Source organism: Bacillus sp. PS196, assembly GCF_037963555.1.
In the GTDB taxonomy this organism is placed as follows: Bacteria; Bacillota; Bacilli; order Bacillales; family Bacillaceae; genus Bacillus; species Bacillus subtilis.
Map to the genome: position 1 here is coordinate 1,211,726 of NZ_CP150159.1, position 17,222 is coordinate 1,228,947.

General features: G+C 45.4%; 22 protein-coding genes and 1 riboswitch. Of the genes, 14 read left to right on the forward strand and 8 right to left on the reverse strand.

Annotation, left to right across the window (positions count from 1 at the left end):
• Window positions 1–216: 216 nt before the first annotated feature.
• Window positions 217–951, reverse strand: coding sequence for a bifunctional muramidase/murein lytic transglycosylase (gene cwlQ / locus NST79_RS06320; RefSeq protein ID WP_041340378.1), 735 nt, complete (start codon window positions 949–951; stop codon window positions 217–219).
• A gap of 14 nt (window positions 952–965) precedes the next feature.
• Window positions 966–1,538, reverse strand: coding sequence for a CYTH domain-containing protein (locus NST79_RS06325; RefSeq protein ID WP_069703692.1), 573 nt, complete (start codon window positions 1,536–1,538; stop codon window positions 966–968).
• A 124-nt stretch (window positions 1,539–1,662) separates the two neighbouring features.
• Here NST79_RS06325 and NST79_RS06330 point away from each other — a divergent pair, with 124 nt between their 5' ends.
• From NST79_RS06330 to NST79_RS06345, 4 genes are read left to right on the forward strand one after another with little or no spacing between them, the layout of a single operon-like run.
• Window positions 1,663–2,031, forward strand: coding sequence for a hypothetical protein (locus NST79_RS06330; protein ID WP_003232922.1), 369 nt, complete (start codon window positions 1,663–1,665; stop codon window positions 2,029–2,031).
• Window positions 2,032–2,059: 28 nt separating this feature from the next.
• Complete coding sequence (gene yjbM / locus NST79_RS06335) at window positions 2,060–2,695, forward strand: GTP diphosphokinase (protein WP_003245294.1); 636 nt, start codon at window positions 2,060–2,062, stop codon at window positions 2,693–2,695.
• Window positions 2,696–2,713: 18 nt separating this feature from the next.
• A complete protein-coding gene (locus NST79_RS06340; protein ID WP_003232918.1) occupies window positions 2,714–3,514 on the forward strand; it encodes an NAD kinase in 801 nt (266 codons plus the stop codon).
• A 14-nt stretch (window positions 3,515–3,528) separates the two neighbouring features.
• A complete protein-coding gene (locus NST79_RS06345) occupies window positions 3,529–4,428 on the forward strand; it encodes an RluA family pseudouridine synthase (protein ID WP_033883581.1) in 900 nt (299 codons plus the stop codon).
• A 12-nt stretch (window positions 4,429–4,440) separates the two neighbouring features.
• Here NST79_RS06345 and prpE read toward each other — a convergent pair whose 3' ends face one another.
• Entirely contained in the window at window positions 4,441–5,175 is a 735-nt protein-coding gene (prpE, locus tag NST79_RS06350; RefSeq protein ID WP_003232912.1) for a bis(5'-nucleosyl)-tetraphosphatase PrpE, read from the reverse strand.
• Between the two features lie 231 nt (window positions 5,176–5,406).
• On the opposite strand from prpE, the gene NST79_RS06355 reads away from it, so the two are divergent.
• The 10 genes from NST79_RS06355 to cotO all read left to right on the forward strand — a co-directional run bounded on the left by NST79_RS06355 (window position 5,407) and on the right by cotO (window position 14,399).
• Window positions 5,407–7,251 carry a monovalent cation:proton antiporter family protein gene (locus NST79_RS06355; RefSeq protein WP_029317615.1) on the forward strand — a complete coding sequence of 615 codons (1,845 nt, stop codon included), beginning with the start codon at window positions 5,407–5,409 and terminating at the stop codon, window positions 7,249–7,251.
• Window positions 7,252–7,312: 61 nt separating this feature from the next.
• Window positions 7,313–7,421, forward strand: a riboswitch (TPP riboswitch).
• 78 nt (window positions 7,422–7,499) lie between these two features.
• Window positions 7,500–8,210, forward strand: coding sequence for a thiaminase II (tenA, locus tag NST79_RS06360; RefSeq protein ID WP_003232909.1), 711 nt, complete (start codon window positions 7,500–7,502; stop codon window positions 8,208–8,210).
• The gene (gene tenI, locus NST79_RS06365) at window positions 8,185–8,802 is read left to right on the forward strand and encodes a thiazole tautomerase TenI (protein WP_021479540.1); all 618 of its coding nucleotides are present in this window, start codon (window positions 8,185–8,187) and stop codon (window positions 8,800–8,802) included. The genes tenA and tenI overlap by 26 nt, the downstream gene beginning before the upstream one ends.
• Window positions 8,786–9,895 (forward strand): glycine oxidase ThiO, encoded by a 1,110-nt coding sequence (gene thiO / locus NST79_RS06370; protein ID WP_047182438.1) that lies wholly within the window; start codon window positions 8,786–8,788, stop codon window positions 9,893–9,895. Before tenI ends, thiO begins: the two co-directional genes overlap by 17 nt.
• On the forward strand, window positions 9,895–10,095 hold the full coding sequence (gene thiS / locus NST79_RS06375; protein WP_015252345.1) for a sulfur carrier protein ThiS: 201 nt from the start codon (window positions 9,895–9,897) through the stop codon (window positions 10,093–10,095). Before thiO ends, thiS begins: the two co-directional genes overlap by 1 nt.
• Window positions 10,092–10,862: a thiazole synthase gene (gene thiG, locus NST79_RS06380; RefSeq protein WP_010886483.1), complete on the forward strand. Its 771-nt coding sequence runs from the start codon at window positions 10,092–10,094 to the stop codon at window positions 10,860–10,862. Before thiS ends, thiG begins: the two co-directional genes overlap by 4 nt.
• Complete coding sequence (thiF, locus tag NST79_RS06385) at window positions 10,859–11,869, forward strand: thiazole biosynthesis adenylyltransferase ThiF (RefSeq protein ID WP_212059656.1); 1,011 nt, start codon at window positions 10,859–10,861, stop codon at window positions 11,867–11,869. Before thiG ends, thiF begins: the two co-directional genes overlap by 4 nt.
• 18 nt (window positions 11,870–11,887) lie before the next feature.
• Entirely contained in the window at window positions 11,888–12,703 is an 816-nt protein-coding gene (gene thiD, locus NST79_RS06390) for a bifunctional hydroxymethylpyrimidine kinase/phosphomethylpyrimidine kinase (protein ID WP_014479462.1), read from the forward strand.
• A gap of 135 nt (window positions 12,704–12,838) precedes the next feature.
• Window positions 12,839–13,615, forward strand: coding sequence for an enoyl-ACP reductase FabI (gene fabI / locus NST79_RS06395; protein ID WP_003232896.1), 777 nt, complete (start codon window positions 12,839–12,841; stop codon window positions 13,613–13,615).
• A 100-nt stretch (window positions 13,616–13,715) separates the two neighbouring features.
• A complete protein-coding gene (gene cotO / locus NST79_RS06400; RefSeq protein WP_080265338.1) occupies window positions 13,716–14,399 on the forward strand; it encodes a spore coat protein CotO in 684 nt (227 codons plus the stop codon).
• 91 nt (window positions 14,400–14,490) lie between these two features.
• On the opposite strand, the gene cotZ is transcribed toward cotO, so the two are convergent.
• The 5 genes from cotZ to NST79_RS06425 form a co-directional block, all read right to left on the reverse strand.
• Window positions 14,491–14,940: a spore coat protein CotZ gene (gene cotZ, locus NST79_RS06405; protein ID WP_014479464.1), complete on the reverse strand. Its 450-nt coding sequence runs from the start codon at window positions 14,938–14,940 to the stop codon at window positions 14,491–14,493.
• Window positions 14,941–15,067: 127 nt separating this feature from the next.
• Window positions 15,068–15,556, reverse strand: coding sequence for a spore coat protein CotY (gene cotY / locus NST79_RS06410; RefSeq protein WP_014479465.1), 489 nt, complete (start codon window positions 15,554–15,556; stop codon window positions 15,068–15,070).
• Window positions 15,557–15,707: 151 nt separating this feature from the next.
• Complete coding sequence (gene cotX / locus NST79_RS06415) at window positions 15,708–16,220, reverse strand: spore coat protein CotX (RefSeq protein ID WP_015252341.1); 513 nt, start codon at window positions 16,218–16,220, stop codon at window positions 15,708–15,710.
• Window positions 16,221–16,314: 94 nt separating this feature from the next.
• Window positions 16,315–16,638 (reverse strand): hypothetical protein, encoded by a 324-nt coding sequence (locus tag NST79_RS06420; RefSeq protein WP_015252340.1) that lies wholly within the window; start codon window positions 16,636–16,638, stop codon window positions 16,315–16,317.
• 39 nt (window positions 16,639–16,677) lie between these two features.
• Complete coding sequence (locus tag NST79_RS06425; protein WP_029726269.1) at window positions 16,678–17,064, reverse strand: spore coat protein; 387 nt, start codon at window positions 17,062–17,064, stop codon at window positions 16,678–16,680.
• Window positions 17,065–17,222 lie beyond the last annotated feature (158 nt).

A 17,222-nucleotide genomic window follows, 5' to 3' on the forward strand; every position in this document is an offset into this window, starting at 1 on the left:
AATCCTATTGCAAAAAGTAATTTTCTGTATTTCATTGTTTCATCTAGATTTATTTTAGCAACAAGGCATCATTTCTACAAACAAACTGCCTTTTATGCGTTTGATGACTCATTTCGGCTAACAGCCGGGGTTTGTATTTCATATCATATCACATAAAAATCAGGAATGCGTAAGATTTCACTTCGCAAAAAAACCAGAGGGAAAGAGCACCTCTGGTTACGCGTAATAAGCTGAAGTTATTTTTTTTACATAGTTTTGCGTTTCTTGGAAAGGAGGAATGCCTCCGTATCGGTCAACATTCCCCGGTCCGGCGTTGTAAGCCGCTAATGCCATAGACACATTGCCGTCGTATTTATCCAGCATTTGTTTTAAATATTTCGTTCCGCCTTCCACATTTTGCTGCGGATCAAGCGGATTGGAAACGCCAAGTGAGCTTGCTGTTGACGGCATCAGCTGCATGAGGCCCATCGCACCTGCTCCGCTGACCGCTTTTGCATTAAAGCCTGATTCCTGTTTGATGACGGCGCGGATCAGTTTTTCATCAACGCCATATTTATCAGCGGCTTTTTTAATCGCACTGTCAATAGAAAAGTCTCCCGAACTGATCTGATTTGCTTCATGTTTGTTTGAAGCTGAATCTGCAGCAGCTGTTTCAGTGCTTTCTGCCGCTTTTGTGATTGAACCTGAATTGCTGCTCGTATATGAGTTAAGCCCATACGCTGAAAGCAGTGACGGCGCTGTTGTATTCGCGCTGTTCAGCATGCTGAGCGGGCTTGGCGATGAAGAAGGTGCTGATTGCTGAGATGCCAGGCCGTTTGTATATTGGCTGAGCAAAGAGCTAAAACTTGAAAGCGGGCTTTCCGTATTCTGAGTGTCCGAGCTGCTGCGTGCATTAGATATGGACTGTAGTGCCTGAAGCTGAAGTAAAGCTGCCCAATTCGTTACATTCACGATGTCATTCCACCTTATATAGACTTTCGTTTTTCTTCATAAAAACGCAGAATTTTATTTTTGGTTTCGCGCTGAGGAATGCTGAATTGCTGAAGCAGCTTTTCGAAGGCTTGTCTGCCCTCATGCCAATCCGCCGCCTCAAATTCAATTTCAAAGTCCTCTTTATTTAAATATCGGCTGTGGTCTAAAACTATTAAGCCTTTTTCTGTTTCTTTTTCCGCACGGTTTGTTGCTAAAGATCCAAAGTATTGAATGGCATCCGTATCGATCTGAAGCTTGTGCAGCTGGTCCTTCACGGGGCCCTCGGGAACTGAAAATCCAGCGAGATCTGATACCTCTGAAAGCTGCTGGTGCGTTTCCAGAAGCCCCACATCAGCAGGCTCCTTTAATGTAAGGACATACTTTCCGTTTTTTCTGCGGATACGAAGCGCAGCTTGTTTTTGTTTCAGCGCGAAGCTGTCTGTATCAAAATAATGATTCTTTTGATCTGTAAAATCTTTTTCTGTCAGCTGGAGTGCCGCTGCTATGTTTTTGAATTCTTGTTTGGTCAGCATGTTTTTAAATTCGATTTCAATTTCTTGGCTCATGATGCTCTTCCTTTCCGCCCTGTAAATCTTATTTTTACTATTATCTCTTTAGATGTTAGGTTTATCAATATCGAGCTCGATATGATAAAATGAATCTGTACTTTGTTTAAAAAAGGAGAGCATTATGCAAAACAGAATCGAAATTTTGAATGCAACATTATCGGATGATCAGCTTCGCCTTGCCTGTCAGACAGAAGGAAACGAAGCGGAACGTAAGCCGTCAGGTCAAATGCTTGTTGATTCTGACCACTTTGCTTTTGTATACATACTTGAATTAGCTGATTCTTTTGAATATGTCATTATAAAGGAACATGTATGGCCGGAACTGAAGCAGGCCCATGCACAAAAAATACCGGTTGTTTTAGAGGCAGGAGACCAAACAATTGAACTGGCAGGCCTGCATGAGGAGCTGGAATATCTTTTAGAAAATATAAAGGATAATGCAAACTACGGAGAAGAAATGGAAGAAAAAGTGAAACGCGTGTTTTTATAGAAACTGGTTCGGAATTGGGGGATGTATGATGGATGACAAACAATGGGAGCGTTTTTTAGTGCCGTACCGCCAGGCTGTCGAAGAGTTGAAAGTGAAGCTCAAGGGGATCCGCACACTATATGAATACGAGGACGACCATTCACCGATCGAATTTGTGACCGGACGCGTCAAGCCTGTGGCGAGCATACTTGAAAAAGCGAGACGGAAAAGCATACCGCTGCATGAAATTGAAACCATGCAGGACATTGCTGGCCTTAGAATCATGTGCCAATTTGTCGATGACATCCAAATCGTAAAAGAGATGCTTTTTGCCAGAAAAGATTTCACCGTTGTGGATCAGCGAGATTATATTGCGGAACATAAAGAGAGCGGATACCGGTCATACCATCTTGTTGTGCTGTACCCTTTGCAGACGGTATCCGGAGAAAAGCATGTTCTCGTGGAAATACAGATCCGTACACTGGCGATGAATTTTTGGGCGACCATTGAGCATTCATTGAATTATAAATACAGCGGAAACATTCCTGAAAAAGTAAAACTAAGGCTTCAGCGCGCCTCTGAAGCGGCTTCCCGGCTTGATGAAGAGATGTCGGAGATCAGGGGTGAAGTACAGGAAGCTCAAGCTGCCTTTTCAAGAAAGAAAAAAGGAAGCGAGCAACAATAGGTAAAGGGGAAGAAGAGCATGAAATTTGCCGTATCATCAAAAGGAGATCAAGTTTCTGATACGCTGAAAAGCAAAATACAGGCGTATTTATTGGATTTTGATATGGAACTGGATGAAAATGAACCGGAAATCGTTATTTCAGTCGGAGGCGACGGAACGCTTTTGTATGCTTTTCACAGATACAGCGACCGCTTGGACAAAACAGCATTTGTCGGCGTTCACACAGGTCATCTGGGTTTTTATGCCGACTGGGTTCCTCATGAAATTGAAAAACTTGTTCTTGCCATCGCGAAAACGCCGTATCATACAGTCGAATATCCGCTTCTCGAAGTCATTGTGACCTATCACGAAAACGAGCGGGAAGAAAGATACTTAGCTTTGAATGAATGTACGATTAAAAGCATCGAAGGAAGCCTTGTTGCTGATGTGGAAATCAAAGGGCAGCTCTTTGAAACCTTCCGGGGCGACGGCCTCTGCCTGTCAACTCCATCAGGCAGCACAGCCTACAATAAGGCGCTGGGCGGAGCGATTATCCATCCGTCTATCAGGGCGATCCAGCTTGCGGAAATGGCTTCAATTAATAACCGCGTGTTCCGTACGGTCGGGTCACCTCTGCTTCTCCCATCCCATCATGATTGCATGATTAAGCCGAGAAACGAAGTTGACTTTCAAGTGACGATTGACCATTTAACCCTTCTCCATAAGGATGTAAAGTCGATCCGCTGCCAAGTTGCATCCGAAAAAGTGCGGTTTGCGAGATTCCGTCCGTTTCCATTTTGGAAAAGAGTCCAGGATTCGTTTATTGGAAAAGGTGAATAGAAAGAGGACATATCGTGGAGCATTTTTTTATCAGAAAGAACATTACTTCCGCTGAGGACGGGATGACTGTAAAAGAATATGCCGGTGAAATGGGAATTTCGAAACGTCTGCTGACCGATATTAAGTTTGGCGGGGGAGACCTGCAGATTAACGGTGAGCATGTGACGGTCAAATACGTTTTGAAAGAGGGAGATCTTCTTATCGTGAAGTTTCCTGAGGAACAGGTGAGCGAGACGCTGCTGGCAGAGCCTGTTCCGCTCGATATCCTTTATGAGGATGAACATGTGCTTGTGATAAACAAGCAGCCGTATGTGTCATCAATCCCTTCGAGAGAGCACCCCTCCGGCAGCATTGCCAATGGAATTATTGATCATTATCAAACAACCGGAGTGAGGGCGACAGTACATCTTGTCACCCGGCTAGACCGGGATACATCAGGTGTCATGCTTGTTGCCAAGCATCGATTTGCCCACTCCATTTTATCGTCTGCGCAAAAAAACGGCCTTGTGAAGCGCCGGTATGCGGCAGTGGTTCACGGGCGGATGGCACAGATGGAGGGAACAGTCGATGCTCCGATTGGCAGACATCCTGACAGTATTATTGAACGGACGGTAACGCCAGACGGCCAGAAGGCTGTTACGCATTTTTACGTCACATGTGCAAATGACGACATGACCTCGGTGGCATTGCAGCTTGAGACTGGACGAACCCATCAAATTCGTGTTCATATGAGTTATCTCGGGCACCCGTTGTGCGGCGATACACTGTACGGCGGAACGAGACAGGAAATTGGCCGGCAGGCTCTGCACAGCGAGCATCTTTCATTTATCCATCCGCTGACACAGGAGAACATGACGTTTCATGCTCCACTGCCTCAGGATATGAGAAAACTGATAAAAGGAGAGAATCATTGATTCTCTCCTTTTTTATATGGGGCGAAATCTTGATTCGTCGTAAGGCAGGGAGCTTGGAACAGAGACGGTTTCTATTTCTGGAAAGCGAAAGCCTGTCAGTTGATTTCCGAACACGCAGCCTGTATCAATGTTGATGGTGCGATTGACCTTCCGAGGCTCTTTCACAGGTGTATGACCGTATACCACCCAAGCCTTTCCGTTATAGGCTGCCGCCCAATCACGCCTGACGGGTCTGCCGTCCGGATATGTTTCACCCGTCACGTCACCGTAAAGCACAAAGTCCTTCACTCTGCGGGTATATTTGCCGATATCGTCAGCTCTTATGCCAGCATGGGCGACAACTAATTCTCCATTATGTAAGATGTCGTAAAGCGGCGCTGTTTCGTACAGCTTCATAAACTGTTCGCTGACTGATTTTTTCTCATCTTTGGAAAGTTCCTCAAGCTCTGCCGCTGTTGTTTCGAGACCATGCATCACTTTTACCGGATTTCCTTTTAAGTAACGATATAATTTATTGCAATGGTTTCCCGGGACATAACGCACAGCGCCTTTTTCGTAAGCGCCGGCTACAAATCGGATGACCTCTATCGATTTGGGCCCTCTGTCAGTTAAATCTCCGGCAAAAACAAGCACCCTGCCTTCTTCATGGACAGGTACTCCATTTTTGATTGTATAGCCAAGCTTTTGGATTAATGCAGTCATTTCGTCATAGCAGCCATGAATATCGCTGATGATATCGTAAGCCATGCAGCATCCTCCTTACCGATTGTTTTATTTATTATGAAGCAAAGTGTTGCGAGTCATCACAAGCTTTTATGTGCAAATTATAGAAGAATCATTTTCTAAACAGGATTAAGACCTTATCACTTTATTTTTCATCATCACCCTTGTTAAAATCGCGTTATGTTTTTTAAAAATGAGGTTTTGTTCTCTGAGTGAGAACTGGCATAACCCTGACTTAAAAAGGAGGTTCTGATTATGGCGCATACATCTGTCGCATCTTTAGTTGTTGTACTTATCGTTGCATTTTTGACACCCATCCTTTTGCATCGGTTTAAACTCAGCATCCCGGTTGTTGTTGCTGAAATCATTATGGGGCTGATTATTGGGAAAAGCGGCCTTAATTTAGTTGTGGAGGGTGACACCTGGCTCCAAACACTCTCTATGCTCGGATTTATCTTTTTAATGTTTTTAAGCGGGCTTGAAATTGATTTTTCGTCGTTTGAGAAAGGAAAGAAAAAGCAGTTCCTGCCGAATGGCAAGGAAGCGCCGAATACGTTTGCTGCGGCATCTGTTATTTTCGTCGGTATTTTTATTTTATCATTGCTCTTGTCCTATGGGTTCGTCTTGGCCGGATTTATCCAAAATGCATTTTTGATGACCCTGATTATTTCAACGATTTCATTAGGCGTTGTCGTTCCAACATTAAAAGAAGAACGGATCATGAATTCGAATATCGGGCAGATTATTTTGCTTGTTGCTGTTATTGCTGATTTGGCCACGATGATTCTTCTTGCTGTTTTTTCTTCTTTATACGGAGAGGACAGCGGAAACATGTGGCTCCTGATGATCCTGTTTGCGGCCGGAGTGGTGCTTTACTTTTTCGGCCGGGTCTTCAAACATCGCTCTTTTGTTCAATCCATGTCAAAAGGGACGATCCAGATCGGGACGCGTGCCATTTTTACGTTAATTATTGTACTCGTTGCCCTGTCTGAATCACTTGGGGCGGAAAATATTCTCGGCGCTTTCTTAGCGGGGGTTCTCGTTTCCCTGCTTTCGCCAAACAAAGAACTTGTTCAGCAGCTGGATTCATTTGGTTATGGGTTCTTAATACCGATTTTCTTTGTGATGGTCGGTGTGAAGCTTGATATTTGGACTCTTTTTCAGGATAAAACAATTTTAATCATGATTCCGCTCCTGCTGCTGGCGCTGTTAGTCAGCAAAATCATTCCTGTCATGTACCTAAAGAAGTGGTATGATAACCGAACCATTTTCGCGTCTGGCTTCTTGCTGACATCAACGCTTTCGCTCGTGATTGCCGCTGCAACAATCGGGCAGCAGCTTCACGTGATCAGTGCAAATATGTCAGGAGCGCTCATTTTAGTAGCCGTCATTGCAAGTATTTTTACGCCGATCTGTTTTAAAAAATTATACAAACGGGAAGAGCAGCCGGAGGAGAAAAAGACGATTACGTTCATTGGCGCCAATCAAATGACTTTGCCTGTCACACTCGAATTGCCAGAGGAAGAGTATGACGTGCGTGTTGTACACGTCTACCAAGAGAATGCGGAGGAAAAGCTGTCAGAATCAGTGTTTGCTGTTGAAACAATTTCTGACTATGAACACGAGACGCTTGAATCACTCGGCATTTTTGAAACGGATATCCTCGTTGTGGCGACAGGAAATGAAGATATGAATGCAGACATTGCATTACTTGCAAAAGATAAAGGCACAGAAAGAGTCATTGCAAGCGTAGGATCACCGGAGCATGAAGCAGCTCTGAAGGAGCAGGGAATCAGCATCTTTTCTATTCTGCTGTCGACAAAAACGCTGCTTCGCGCACTGATTGAAGCGCCTGGCGTCATGAAGCTGCTCACGAACCAAGAGTCTTCGCTGTATCAAATTAATATGGAGAACAGTAAATATGATGGTGTCATTTTACGGGAATTCCCTTTAACAGGTGACGTCATCTTTGTCAGGATCTTCAGAGGTGTGGACAGCATCGTTCCTCATGGGGATACGAGGCTGAAACTTGGAGACCGTTTAATTGTCACCGGATCTCGGGGGTACGTAACGGATCTTAAGAAAACATTGGAAGGATAAATCTTGACCAAATAAGGATTCGTGTTAATATAGAGGTGCAGAACAATTCAATATGTATTCGTTTAACCACTAGGGGTGTCCTTCATAAGGGCTGAGATAAAAGTGTGACTTTTAGACCCTCATAACTTGAACAGGTTCAGACCTGCGTAGGGAAGTGGAGCGGTATTTGTGTTATTTTACTATGCCAATTCCAAACCACTTTTCCTTGCGGGAAAGTGGTTTTTTTATTTTCAGAGGGGGAATGATTTGTGAAGTTTTCAGAAGAATGCCGCAGTGCAGCCGCAGAATGGTGGGAGGGGAGCTTTGTCCATCCGTTCGTTCAAGGAATCGGTGACGGAACGCTTCCGATTGACCGTTTTAAATACTACGTACTTCAGGATTCCTATTATTTAACGCATTTTGCAAAGGTGCAGTCATTTGGTGCCGCTTATGCGAAGGATCTTTATACAACGGGGCGGATGGCAAGCCATGCCCAAGGTACATATGAGGCGGAAATGGCGCTTCATCGCGAGTTTGCCGAGCTGTTGGAAATCAGCGAGGAAGAGCGTAAGGCGTTTAAGCCGTCTCCTACGGCGTACTCTTATACATCCCATATGTACCGTTCGGTTTTGAGCGGGAATTTCGCAGAAATCTTAGCGGCCCTGCTGCCATGCTATTGGCTCTATTACGAGGTTGGTGAGAAATTGCTGCATTGTGATCCGGGGCATCCAATTTATCAGAAGTGGATTGGCACATATGGCGGTGATTGGTTTAGACAACAGGTCGAGGAGCAAATCAACCGCTTTGATGAGCTGGCGGAAAACAGCACGGAGGAAGTGCGTGCCAAGATGAAAGAGAATTTTGTCATCTCCAGCTACTACGAATATCAATTTTGGGGAATGGCCTATCGAAAAGAAGGCTGGTCTGACAGCGCCATAAAAGAGGTGGAGGAATGTGGAGCTTCACGCCATAACGGATGACAGCAAGCCGGTAGAAGAGCTAGCGAGAATCATCATTACGATTAAGAATGAAGTTGATTTTATTCATATTCGGGAACGCTCAAAATCGGCGGCGGATATTTTGAAATTGCTCGAGCTTATTTTTGAAGGCGGTATAGATAAACGAAAATTGGTGATGAACGGGCGCGTGGATATTGCACTTTTCTCTACTATTCACCGCGTGCAGCTGCCAAGCGGCAGCTTTTCACCGAAGCAGGTCAGAGCCAGATTTCCACACCTTCATATCGGGAGGTCGGTGCATTCACTGGAGGAAGCGGTTCAAGCAGAAAAGGAAGACGCGGACTACGTGCTGTTCGGCCATGTGTTTGAAACGGATTGCAAAAAGGGTCTTGAAGGCAGAGGAGTATCTTTGCTGTCAGATATCAAACAGCGGATTTCCATCCCGGTTATAGCCATCGGGGGGATGACGCCGGACAGGTTAAGAGACGTAAAACAAGCAGGGGCAGACGGCATTGCTGTTATGTCAGGAATTTTCTCTTCCGCTGAACCTTTGGAAGCAGCCAGACGATATTCCCGCAAGCTAAAGGAGATGCGCTATGAAAAGGCATTATGAAGCAGTGGTGATTGGAGGCGGAATTATCGGTTCCGCGATTGCTTATCATTTGGCAAAGGAAAACAAAAGCACCGCATTGTTTGAAAGCGGAACAATGGGCGGCAGAACGACAAGTGCCGCTGCCGGAATGCTGGGCGCCCATGCCGAATGCGAGGAACGTGACGCGTTTTTTGATTTCGCCATGCACAGCCAGCGTCTGTACAAAGGTCTTGGAGAAGAGCTTTATGCATTATCCGGTGTGGATATCAGGCAGCATAACGGCGGTATGTTTAAGCTTGCATTTTCTGAAGAAGATGTGCTGCAGCTGAGACAGATGGACGATTTGGACTCTGTCAGCTGGTATTCAAAAGAAGAGGTGTTAGAAAAAGAGCCGTATGCGTCTGGTGACATCTTTGGTGCATCTTTTATTCAGGATGATGTGCATGTGGAGCCTTATTTTGTTTGCAAGGCATATGTGAAAGCAGCAAAAATGCTTGGGGCGGAGATTTTTGAGCATACGCCCGTCCTGCATGTCGAACGTGACGGTGAAGCCCTGTCCATCAAGACCCCTAGCGGAGACGTATGGGCTAATCATGTTGTCGTTGCCAGCGGGGTGTGGAGCGGGATGTTTTTTAAACAGCTCGGACTGAACAATGCTTTTCTCCCTGTAAAAGGGGAGTGCCTGTCCGTTTGGAATGATGATATCCCGCTGACAAAAACGCTTTACCATGATCACTGCTATATCGTACCGAGAAAAAGCGGAAGACTGGTTGTCGGCGCGACAATGAAGCCGGGGGACTGGAGTGAAACACCGGATCTTGGCGGATTGGAATCCGTTATGAAAAAAGCAAAAACGATGCTGCCGGCTATACAGAATATGAAGGTGGATCGTTTTTGGGCGGGACTCCGGCCGGGAACAAAGGATGGAAAACCGTACATCGGCAGACATCCTGAGGACAGCCGTATTTTATTTGCGGCGGGCCATTTCAGAAACGGGATCCTGCTTGCTCCCGCAACGGGCGCTTTGATCAGTGATCTCATCATGAATAAAGAGGTCAACCAAGACTGGCTGCACGCATTCCGAATTGATCGCAAGGAGGCGGTTCAGATATGATGCTACAGCTGAACGGTAAAGACGTGAAGTGGGAAAAAGACGCAGGTACAATTCAAGACCTGCTGGCGTCGTATCAGCTTGAAAATAAAATCGTTATCGTGGAAAGAAATAAAGAAATAATCGGGAAAGAACGCTATCACGAGGTTGAGCTTTGTGATCGTGATGTCATTGAAATTGTCCATTTTGTAGGAGGCGGATGAGCATGTTAACAATTGGCGGAAAATCATTTCAATCAAGATTGCTGCTGGGCACGGGGAAATACCCATCGTTTGACATTCAAAAGGAAGCAGTAGCTGTTTCTGAGTCTGATATTTTAACATTTGCTGTAAGGAGAATGAACATCTTTGAAGCATCTCAGCCGAATTTTTTGGAACAGCTTGATTTATCCAAATATACGCTTTTGCCGAATACAGCGGGCGCCAGCACTGCTGAAGAAGCGGTTCGGATTGCAAGGCTGGCGAAAGCGTCCGGCCTTTGTGACATGATTAAAGTTGAAGTCATCGGATGCAGCCGTTCCTTGCTGCCTGACCCTGTTGAGACATTAAAAGCGTCTGAACAGCTTCTTGAAGAAGGCTTTATTGTGCTCCCGTACACGTCGGATGACGTTGTGCTGGCGAGAAAGCTGGAAGAGCTCGGCGTTCATGCCATCATGCCGGGTGCATCTCCGATTGGATCAGGACAAGGAATCTTAAATCCTTTGAATCTGTCGTTTATTATTGAACAGGCGAAAGTGCCGGTCATCGTGGATGCGGGAATCGGCTCGCCTAAAGATGCGGCATACGCAATGGAGCTTGGAGCGGATGGCGTACTGCTCAATACGGCTGTATCTGGCGCTGACGATCCCGTGAAAATGGCTCGTGCCATGAAGCTCGCAGTGGAAGCAGGGCGCCTTTCTTATGAGGCGGGCCGAATCCCGCTTAAGCAATACGGAACGGCAAGCAGTCCGGGAGAAGGTCTTCCTGTATGACGGGCAGGTATTCAAGGCAGGAGCTGTTTGCTCCGATCGGCCCATCCGGCCAGAAAAAATTGAAAGAAGCGCGCGCCGTGATTATCGGCGCCGGCGCGCTCGGAACAGCCAGTGCAGAAATGCTGGTGAGAGCGGGAGTCGGCTCTGTGAAAATTGCCGACAGAGATTATGTTGAATGGAGCAACCTCCAGCGCCAGCAGCTTTATACAGAAGATGATGTCAAAAAAGAAATGCCGAAAGCAGCCGCTGCGGAGCGCCGTCTCCGTTCGATTAACAGCGATGTTGATGTGACCGGCCTTGTCATCGATGTGACAGCAGAAAATATCTTCGAGCTGATTAGGGATGCATCAATTATAGTGGATGCGGCTGATAATTTTGAAACCCGCCTGATCGTAAATGATGCTGCGGTAAAGGAAGGGATTCCTTTTCTTTACGGTGCCTGTGTAGGGAGCTACGGCCTCACCTTTACCGTGGTGCCGGGTTCTACTCCTTGCCTGCATTGCTTGCTCGATACACTTCCGATTGGCGGAGCAACGTGTGACACAGCTGGCATCATCAGTCCGGCTGTTTTGCAGGTAGCAGTCTTTCAGGTAACAGATGCACTGAAGCTGCTGACGGGAGAGGAGTGCGAGCCGGTGCTGCGCTCCTTTGATTTGTGGAAAAATGAGCGGTCAGAAGTGAGAGCGGCCAGTCTCAAACATGACGCATGCCCAAGCTGCGGCACAAAGGATTTTCCGTTTTTGTCATATGAAAATCAAACAAAAGCGGCTGTATTGTGCGGCAGGAACACGGTGCAGATCAGATCATCTATTACGAAAGAAGCGGATCTTGAAGCGCTTGCCGGTCAGCTGAGGCAGGCCGGGCTTGAAGTAGCTGCGAACCCGTATTTAATTTCTTGCCGCTCGGATGATATGAAAATGGTGCTGTTCCGGGACGGCAGAGCTTTGATCCATGGAACAAATGATATTGCCCGGGCAAAATCCATTTATCATAAATGGATCGGGTAATAAAAGGAGTGTAGTGTAATGAGTATATATAAAGCATTGACAATCGCCGGATCAGATTCAGGCGGCGGCGCAGGGATACAGGCTGATATTAAAACCTTTCAAGAGCTTGATGTATTCGGAATGTCTGCGATTACAGCGGTAACCGCTCAAAATACGCTTGGCGTTCATGGGGTGCATCCGCTGACTGTAGAGGCGTTGAGACAGCAAATTGACGCTGTTGCTGAGGATTTGAGACCGGATGCAGTCAAAACGGGAATGCTCTGGAATGCCGACATGATTGAAGAAGTGGCAAGAAAAATTGACGAGTACGGATTCAATCGTGTAATTGTTGATCCGGTTATGATCGCAAAGGGCGGGGCATCCTTGCTGCGTGATGAGTCAGTTGCCACCTTAAAGGAGTTGCTCATTCCAAGAAGCTACGCGATTACGCCGAATGTCCCGGAAGCAGAAACGCTGACAGGAATGACAATCAGCTCGCTGGATGACCGGAAAAAAGCAGCAGAGCAGCTCGTCAAGATGGGTGCGCAGCATGTCATTATCAAAGGCGGGCACCAGCCTGAGGACAATCACATTACTGACCTTCTTTTTGATGGCAGCATGTTTATGCAAATCACCCATCCTTATATCAATACGAAGCATACGCATGGCACAGGCTGCACCTTTGCTGCAGCTTTAACGGCCCAAACGGCTAAAGGAGACAGCATCCATCAGGCATTTGAGGTTGCGGCCAACTTTGTCCGTGAAGCGGTGGAAAATACGCTCGGCATCGGATCGGGACACGGGCCGACAAACCATTTCGCTTTTAAACGAAACAGCTTAAATACAAGCCGATGAGATCACCAGCTGATGGTGATCTCTTTTGCGTTTGCTACGGTATGCGCTTTTCATCTGGACAAGGTTATGATATGATAGAAATTAAGATCAGGTACTAATACTATGTCTTTATTAAATATAGGAGGCTTTATACATATGAATTTTTCACTTGAAGGCCGCAACATTGTTGTGATGGGGGTAGCCAACAAACGCAGCATCGCCTGGGGCATTGCGCGTTCTTTACATGAAGCGGGTGCACGTTTGATTTTCACATACGCTGGTGAACGCCTGGAGAAATCCGTTCACGAGCTTGCCGGAACATTAGACCGCAACGACTCCATCATCCTTCCTTGCGATGTTACAAACGACGCAGAAATCGAAACTTGCTTCGCAAGCATTAAGGAGCAGGTCGGTGTAATCCACGGTATCGCGCATTGTATCGCGTTTGCCAACAAAGAAGAGCTTGTGGGCGAATACTTAAACACAAATCGTGACGGCTTCCTTTTGGCTCATAACATCAGCTCATATTCTCTGACTGCTGTTGTCAAAGCGGCACGTCCGATGATGACTGAAGGCGGAAGCATTGTCACTTTGACGTACCTTGGCGGAGAGCTTGTGATGCCAAACTACAACGTTATGGGTGTAGCAAAAGCTTCTCTTGATGCAAGTGTGAAATATTTAGCTGCTGACTTAGGAAAAGAAAATATCCGCGTCAACAGCATTTCTGCCGGCCCGATCAGAACATTATCTGCTAAAGGCATCAGCGATTTCAACTCTATCTTAAAAGACATCGAAGAGCGTGCACCGCTTCGCCGCACGACAACACCTGAAGAAGTGGGCGATACAGCTGCGTTCTTGTTCAGCGATATGTCCCGCGGGATTACAGGTGAAAATCTTCACGTTGATTCAGGTTTCCATATCACTGCCCGCTAAGCAGGATCTATTTCAAGCAATCCCGAATAGGGATTGCTTTTTTATTTCTTCTGATTTTCAGCTTTCTGTCATATAGATAGAATATGACACAATCGGAGGGATGAAGATGTCTAATAAGAAAAGAAACGCGGATAAAAAACCGCTCATGTATATTGTTCAGCCGGATTATGCAGAAACTACAAGGTCATCCATGCAGGAGATTGTCATCAAAAGAAAGGCCGACAAACCCGCTCCGCCAAAAGCTGAGGAAAAGCCGGCTTACCATGAGAAGCAGCAGGAGGAAGCTGTGGCACAGGATGTCCTGCAAGAAGACCAAAAGCCTGCAGCCGAACCAGTGAGTCAGCAAATACAAGAGGTGAGAGAGCCAGAGAACATAAAAAGCCAAGAGGAACAGAAAGCAGAGCCGCAGGCCGTAGAAGAAACCGTCGAACACGAGCCCCCGAAAGCAGAAAAAAAGGAAGAGCCTGCACTTGAGGCCCGGAAGCCTGAGAAAGAACCGGAAGCTGTCCATAGTGCTGATAAAGCGGAGGAAAAAGCACCGCCGGCACGAAAAGTGAAAAAACCGATGAGCAAGATGACGATCCACGAAAAAATTGATTTTTTAACAAAGCTGCCTCATAACATGCCGAGAGCGCTTTGTTTGATTGAAGCCAATGGAAGAACGTACAGGGGCGTGATTGTCGGAAGAAGAAATGATTCCGTCCTGCTTCGAACAACCGGAAACGGAGCCCCAACCGAACTGGCAATCGATGATATTACCTCTTTGCACCCGCTCGGTTTTTAACGAAAAAGAAAAAGCTGCCCGGCTGATGTTGCCGGACAGCTTTTTTACATAGAGAAAAGCCTGCAGGCCTGCAAGCTTTTCCAGCTTATGATTAATGCTGATGATGTGTACGATTAATTAATCGAGGATTTAAGCAGTTGATTGCGCAGAAGCAGTCTAAGTCAACTTCAATACAGTAGTTCGTTTTTTCGAGTCGGAACACTTCACACACCGTATCTTTATCGGTGAAGTCCAAAATGTGTTTGTGTTCGTCAAATGCGATTAATAATGACAGTGTTGCGCAGCTTCCATGCACTCTTTCGACCCTGAAAAATACTGTATTAAAGCAAGGGCCGTTATCGAGTTCGCCGACATTTCCGAAGGCGACTAATGGCGTTGATTTTGATGTAAATATTGCAAAAGGCACTGTGTCGCCTAACGAATGGCTTACAGATAAAAGCTTAGAGTGGCAGCCGGTCGGGCAGTCTTCTTCAACAGCGTTTTGCAGATCTTCAATATTTTCTACAGCTTCACGCACGCAGCTTGATGTTTTCTGGCTCATATTATCCCTCCTGCCTTATAAATTTGAGACTGGCGAAATGATGGAGAGTCAGCTGCCTCACGCTGGAAGCAGCTGAATGATTTGCACCTGTAATAGAGTTTGGAAGGGGATTCCTCTTTACAAGTGATTATCCATTGTGATGATGCTTTTTATCTTTATGAGGCGATGTTCTGTCAACTAGCTCTGGTGACAGGCACTGAATCGCACAGAAGCATCCGAGATCCACTTCTATGCAGAAATCTGTTTTTTCTAGCCCGAAGAAATCCGGGTCACAAGGGTGGCAAACACTTAAGGTATCGCCTTTAACATCGACAGGGCGTAAAATAGACAGTGTTGCGCAGCAATCACATAATTTTTCAACGCGGAAGAAAATGGATTCAAAGCATTGCATATCATCCACAAATCCCCCCACGTTTCCGAATGTGGAGAACAATCCGCCTTTTTTATCAAACAAGAGAAACGGAATTGTGTCTTTACCTGCAATTGTCGGATTCAAAAGGTTTGTATAGCAGCCAGTCGGACACTGTTCCTCAACTGCCTCCTGCTCTGCTAAAATCTTTTCCACTGCATCGCATACACAGTTCTCATGCCGGCCATGGGTTTTTCCGCAGCTCATTGATTTCAGCTCCTTCTTTATAGGGTATTTGACTTTAGTCCTTAACAACATATGTACCCGTGCCCCACTTGGTGTGGGTGAACGTCTATATATTCATCATATGCTTGGAAAATAAGAAAAAGCAGAGCGTTTTTAGCTCTGCTTTTAGGTTCTAGAGGACAAGAGTGATGACTAGGACAGCGATCAGAACGTTTGTAGCTGTAGAGACAAGGGTTGCGATATCGGCATCTACTGTTGTGACGTTTACGCCGCGGGAGCATTCGATAAGAAGTTTCTGGCGGTTTACTTGCTTGTTAGCTGTAAGCTGCAATAAATCTTGTGCGACTAATTCAGCAATAACGCCATCTGCAATGGAGGTGAGAGCTACTGTCAAGACAGCTGCATTAAGCGCTGTTACAATAGATGTTACGGCTTGAACGTCTGTAGATGAAACGTTGATGTCACAAGAGTCTCTAATAATAATTGTCTCATCTGAGACTTGTTTATTGAGATTTGCCTGAGCTAGATCTTGGTCGATAAAGGCGTTGTTGTCATTGCCAAACCCATTGTTATTGCAGCAAATATCGCAATTGCATTTTCTTTCTTCTTTTTCTTTCTCTTTGTGCTCTAACGGATGGTCACAGTCAGGATCAAGTGCAACCCAAGAGTATGGTCTGCTTTCCATATCTATTCCTCCTTTTCTTTTACTGTTATTAAATGAGCGAGCCTCTTACTTTGACTGAGGCATTTATCTTGATGATGTGCCCTATTTTTTATGATTAATTTGAATTGTTATTGTTTTGCCGTCTTTGTCTGAGCTGTTCAATGAGCTGCTCTCTGCGGCTAAGCGGTTTATCGCTCTTTTGCTCTTGTACGGCTTCTTCTTCTTTTTTCTTCTTGTGTTTTTCAGCTAGCTCCGCTGATTTCGCTTGCAGGTCTTTTACCATATTCAAAAGCATTTCTTTTTCTTCATCTGATACTTTTTTCATTTTGTCTTTTGTGATGCCGTGTTTTACAAATATGTTTTGGACCAGCATTTTCATCATTGGATCAACTTCTGGGAGCTTTTCAAGCTCTTCTTTGATTTTATCGTTATCTGACATTTGTTCTCACCTCAACTTTTAGTTTGTGAAAAGAAAGGGTTAAAGGATGTCGAATTCAAGGAGCATACTGTTTAACACCTGAAGCAAGATTTGTACAAAGGTTATTATTTCGTCTGCAGACAAAGTAATCTTGATGTTTCGGCTGTTGATAATTTTAATGATGGTTCTTTTTTTGATTTGAGAGTTATCAAGAATGAGTATTTCGCTTGCTACTGTGTCGGCCAAGTCCTCGTCGGCAATAACGAGCTGTGTCAACAGGATAATCAATGTTGTAACCAAGGCTTGTATAGAAAGGGCAGCTGTTATATGTGACGTATCTATTGTGATATTTTCGCAATCAATCACTTCGATCTGCTGCTCGAATTCGCTTGATAATTGCTCAAATATGTCAGGATGCAGGGATTCAATTTTTGTTTCAAATGACATAACCTTCACTCCTTTCTTATCCATACTCTATATAATGCAAATGGGGTGCCGAGCGGAATAATAAAAATAACCAATTTTCTGCCGGACAAGATACAATTCATGAAGAATAGGGTTTTCGCATATATGTGAAGGGATCATGATTGGCAAAGGAGTGAACG

Bases quoted from the DNA above. Each gene is read 5' to 3' on its own strand.
- NST79_RS06325 (WP_069703692.1), bottom strand. From the start codon at position 1,538: ATGAGCCAAGAAATTGAAATCGAATTTAAAAACATGCTGACCAAACAA.
- NST79_RS06330 (WP_003232922.1), top strand. From the start codon at position 1,663: ATGCAAAACAGAATCGAAATTTTGAATGCAACATTATCGGATGATCAG.
- yjbM (WP_003245294.1), top strand. From the start codon at position 2,060: ATGGATGACAAACAATGGGAGCGTTTTTTAGTGCCGTACCGCCAGGCT.
- NST79_RS06340 (WP_003232918.1), top strand. From the start codon at position 2,714: ATGAAATTTGCCGTATCATCAAAAGGAGATCAAGTTTCTGATACGCTG.
- prpE (WP_003232912.1), bottom strand. From the start codon at position 5,175: ATGGCTTACGATATCATCAGCGATATTCATGGCTGCTATGACGAAATG.
- NST79_RS06355 (WP_029317615.1), top strand. From the start codon at position 5,407: ATGGCGCATACATCTGTCGCATCTTTAGTTGTTGTACTTATCGTTGCA.
- thiO (WP_047182438.1), top strand. From the start codon at position 8,786: ATGAAAAGGCATTATGAAGCAGTGGTGATTGGAGGCGGAATTATCGGT.
- thiS (WP_015252345.1), top strand. From the start codon at position 9,895: ATGCTACAGCTGAACGGTAAAGACGTGAAGTGGGAAAAAGACGCAGGT.
- thiG (WP_010886483.1), top strand. From the start codon at position 10,092: ATGAGCATGTTAACAATTGGCGGAAAATCATTTCAATCAAGATTGCTG.
- thiF (WP_212059656.1), top strand. From the start codon at position 10,859: ATGACGGGCAGGTATTCAAGGCAGGAGCTGTTTGCTCCGATCGGCCCA.
- thiD (WP_014479462.1), top strand. From the start codon at position 11,888: ATGAGTATATATAAAGCATTGACAATCGCCGGATCAGATTCAGGCGGC.
- fabI (WP_003232896.1), top strand. From the start codon at position 12,839: ATGAATTTTTCACTTGAAGGCCGCAACATTGTTGTGATGGGGGTAGCC.
- cotO (WP_080265338.1), top strand. From the start codon at position 13,716: ATGAAGATGTCTAATAAGAAAAGAAACGCGGATAAAAAACCGCTCATG.
- cotZ (WP_014479464.1), bottom strand. From the start codon at position 14,940: ATGAGCCAGAAAACATCAAGCTGCGTGCGTGAAGCTGTAGAAAATATT.
- cotY (WP_014479465.1), bottom strand. From the start codon at position 15,556: ATGAGCTGCGGAAAAACCCATGGCCGGCATGAGAACTGTGTATGCGAT.
- cotX (WP_015252341.1), bottom strand. From the start codon at position 16,220: ATGGAAAGCAGACCATACTCTTGGGTTGCACTTGATCCTGACTGTGAC.
- NST79_RS06420 (WP_015252340.1), bottom strand. From the start codon at position 16,638: ATGTCAGATAACGATAAAATCAAAGAAGAGCTTGAAAAGCTCCCAGAA.
- NST79_RS06425 (WP_029726269.1), bottom strand. From the start codon at position 17,064: ATGTCATTTGAAACAAAAATTGAATCCCTGCATCCTGACATATTTGAG.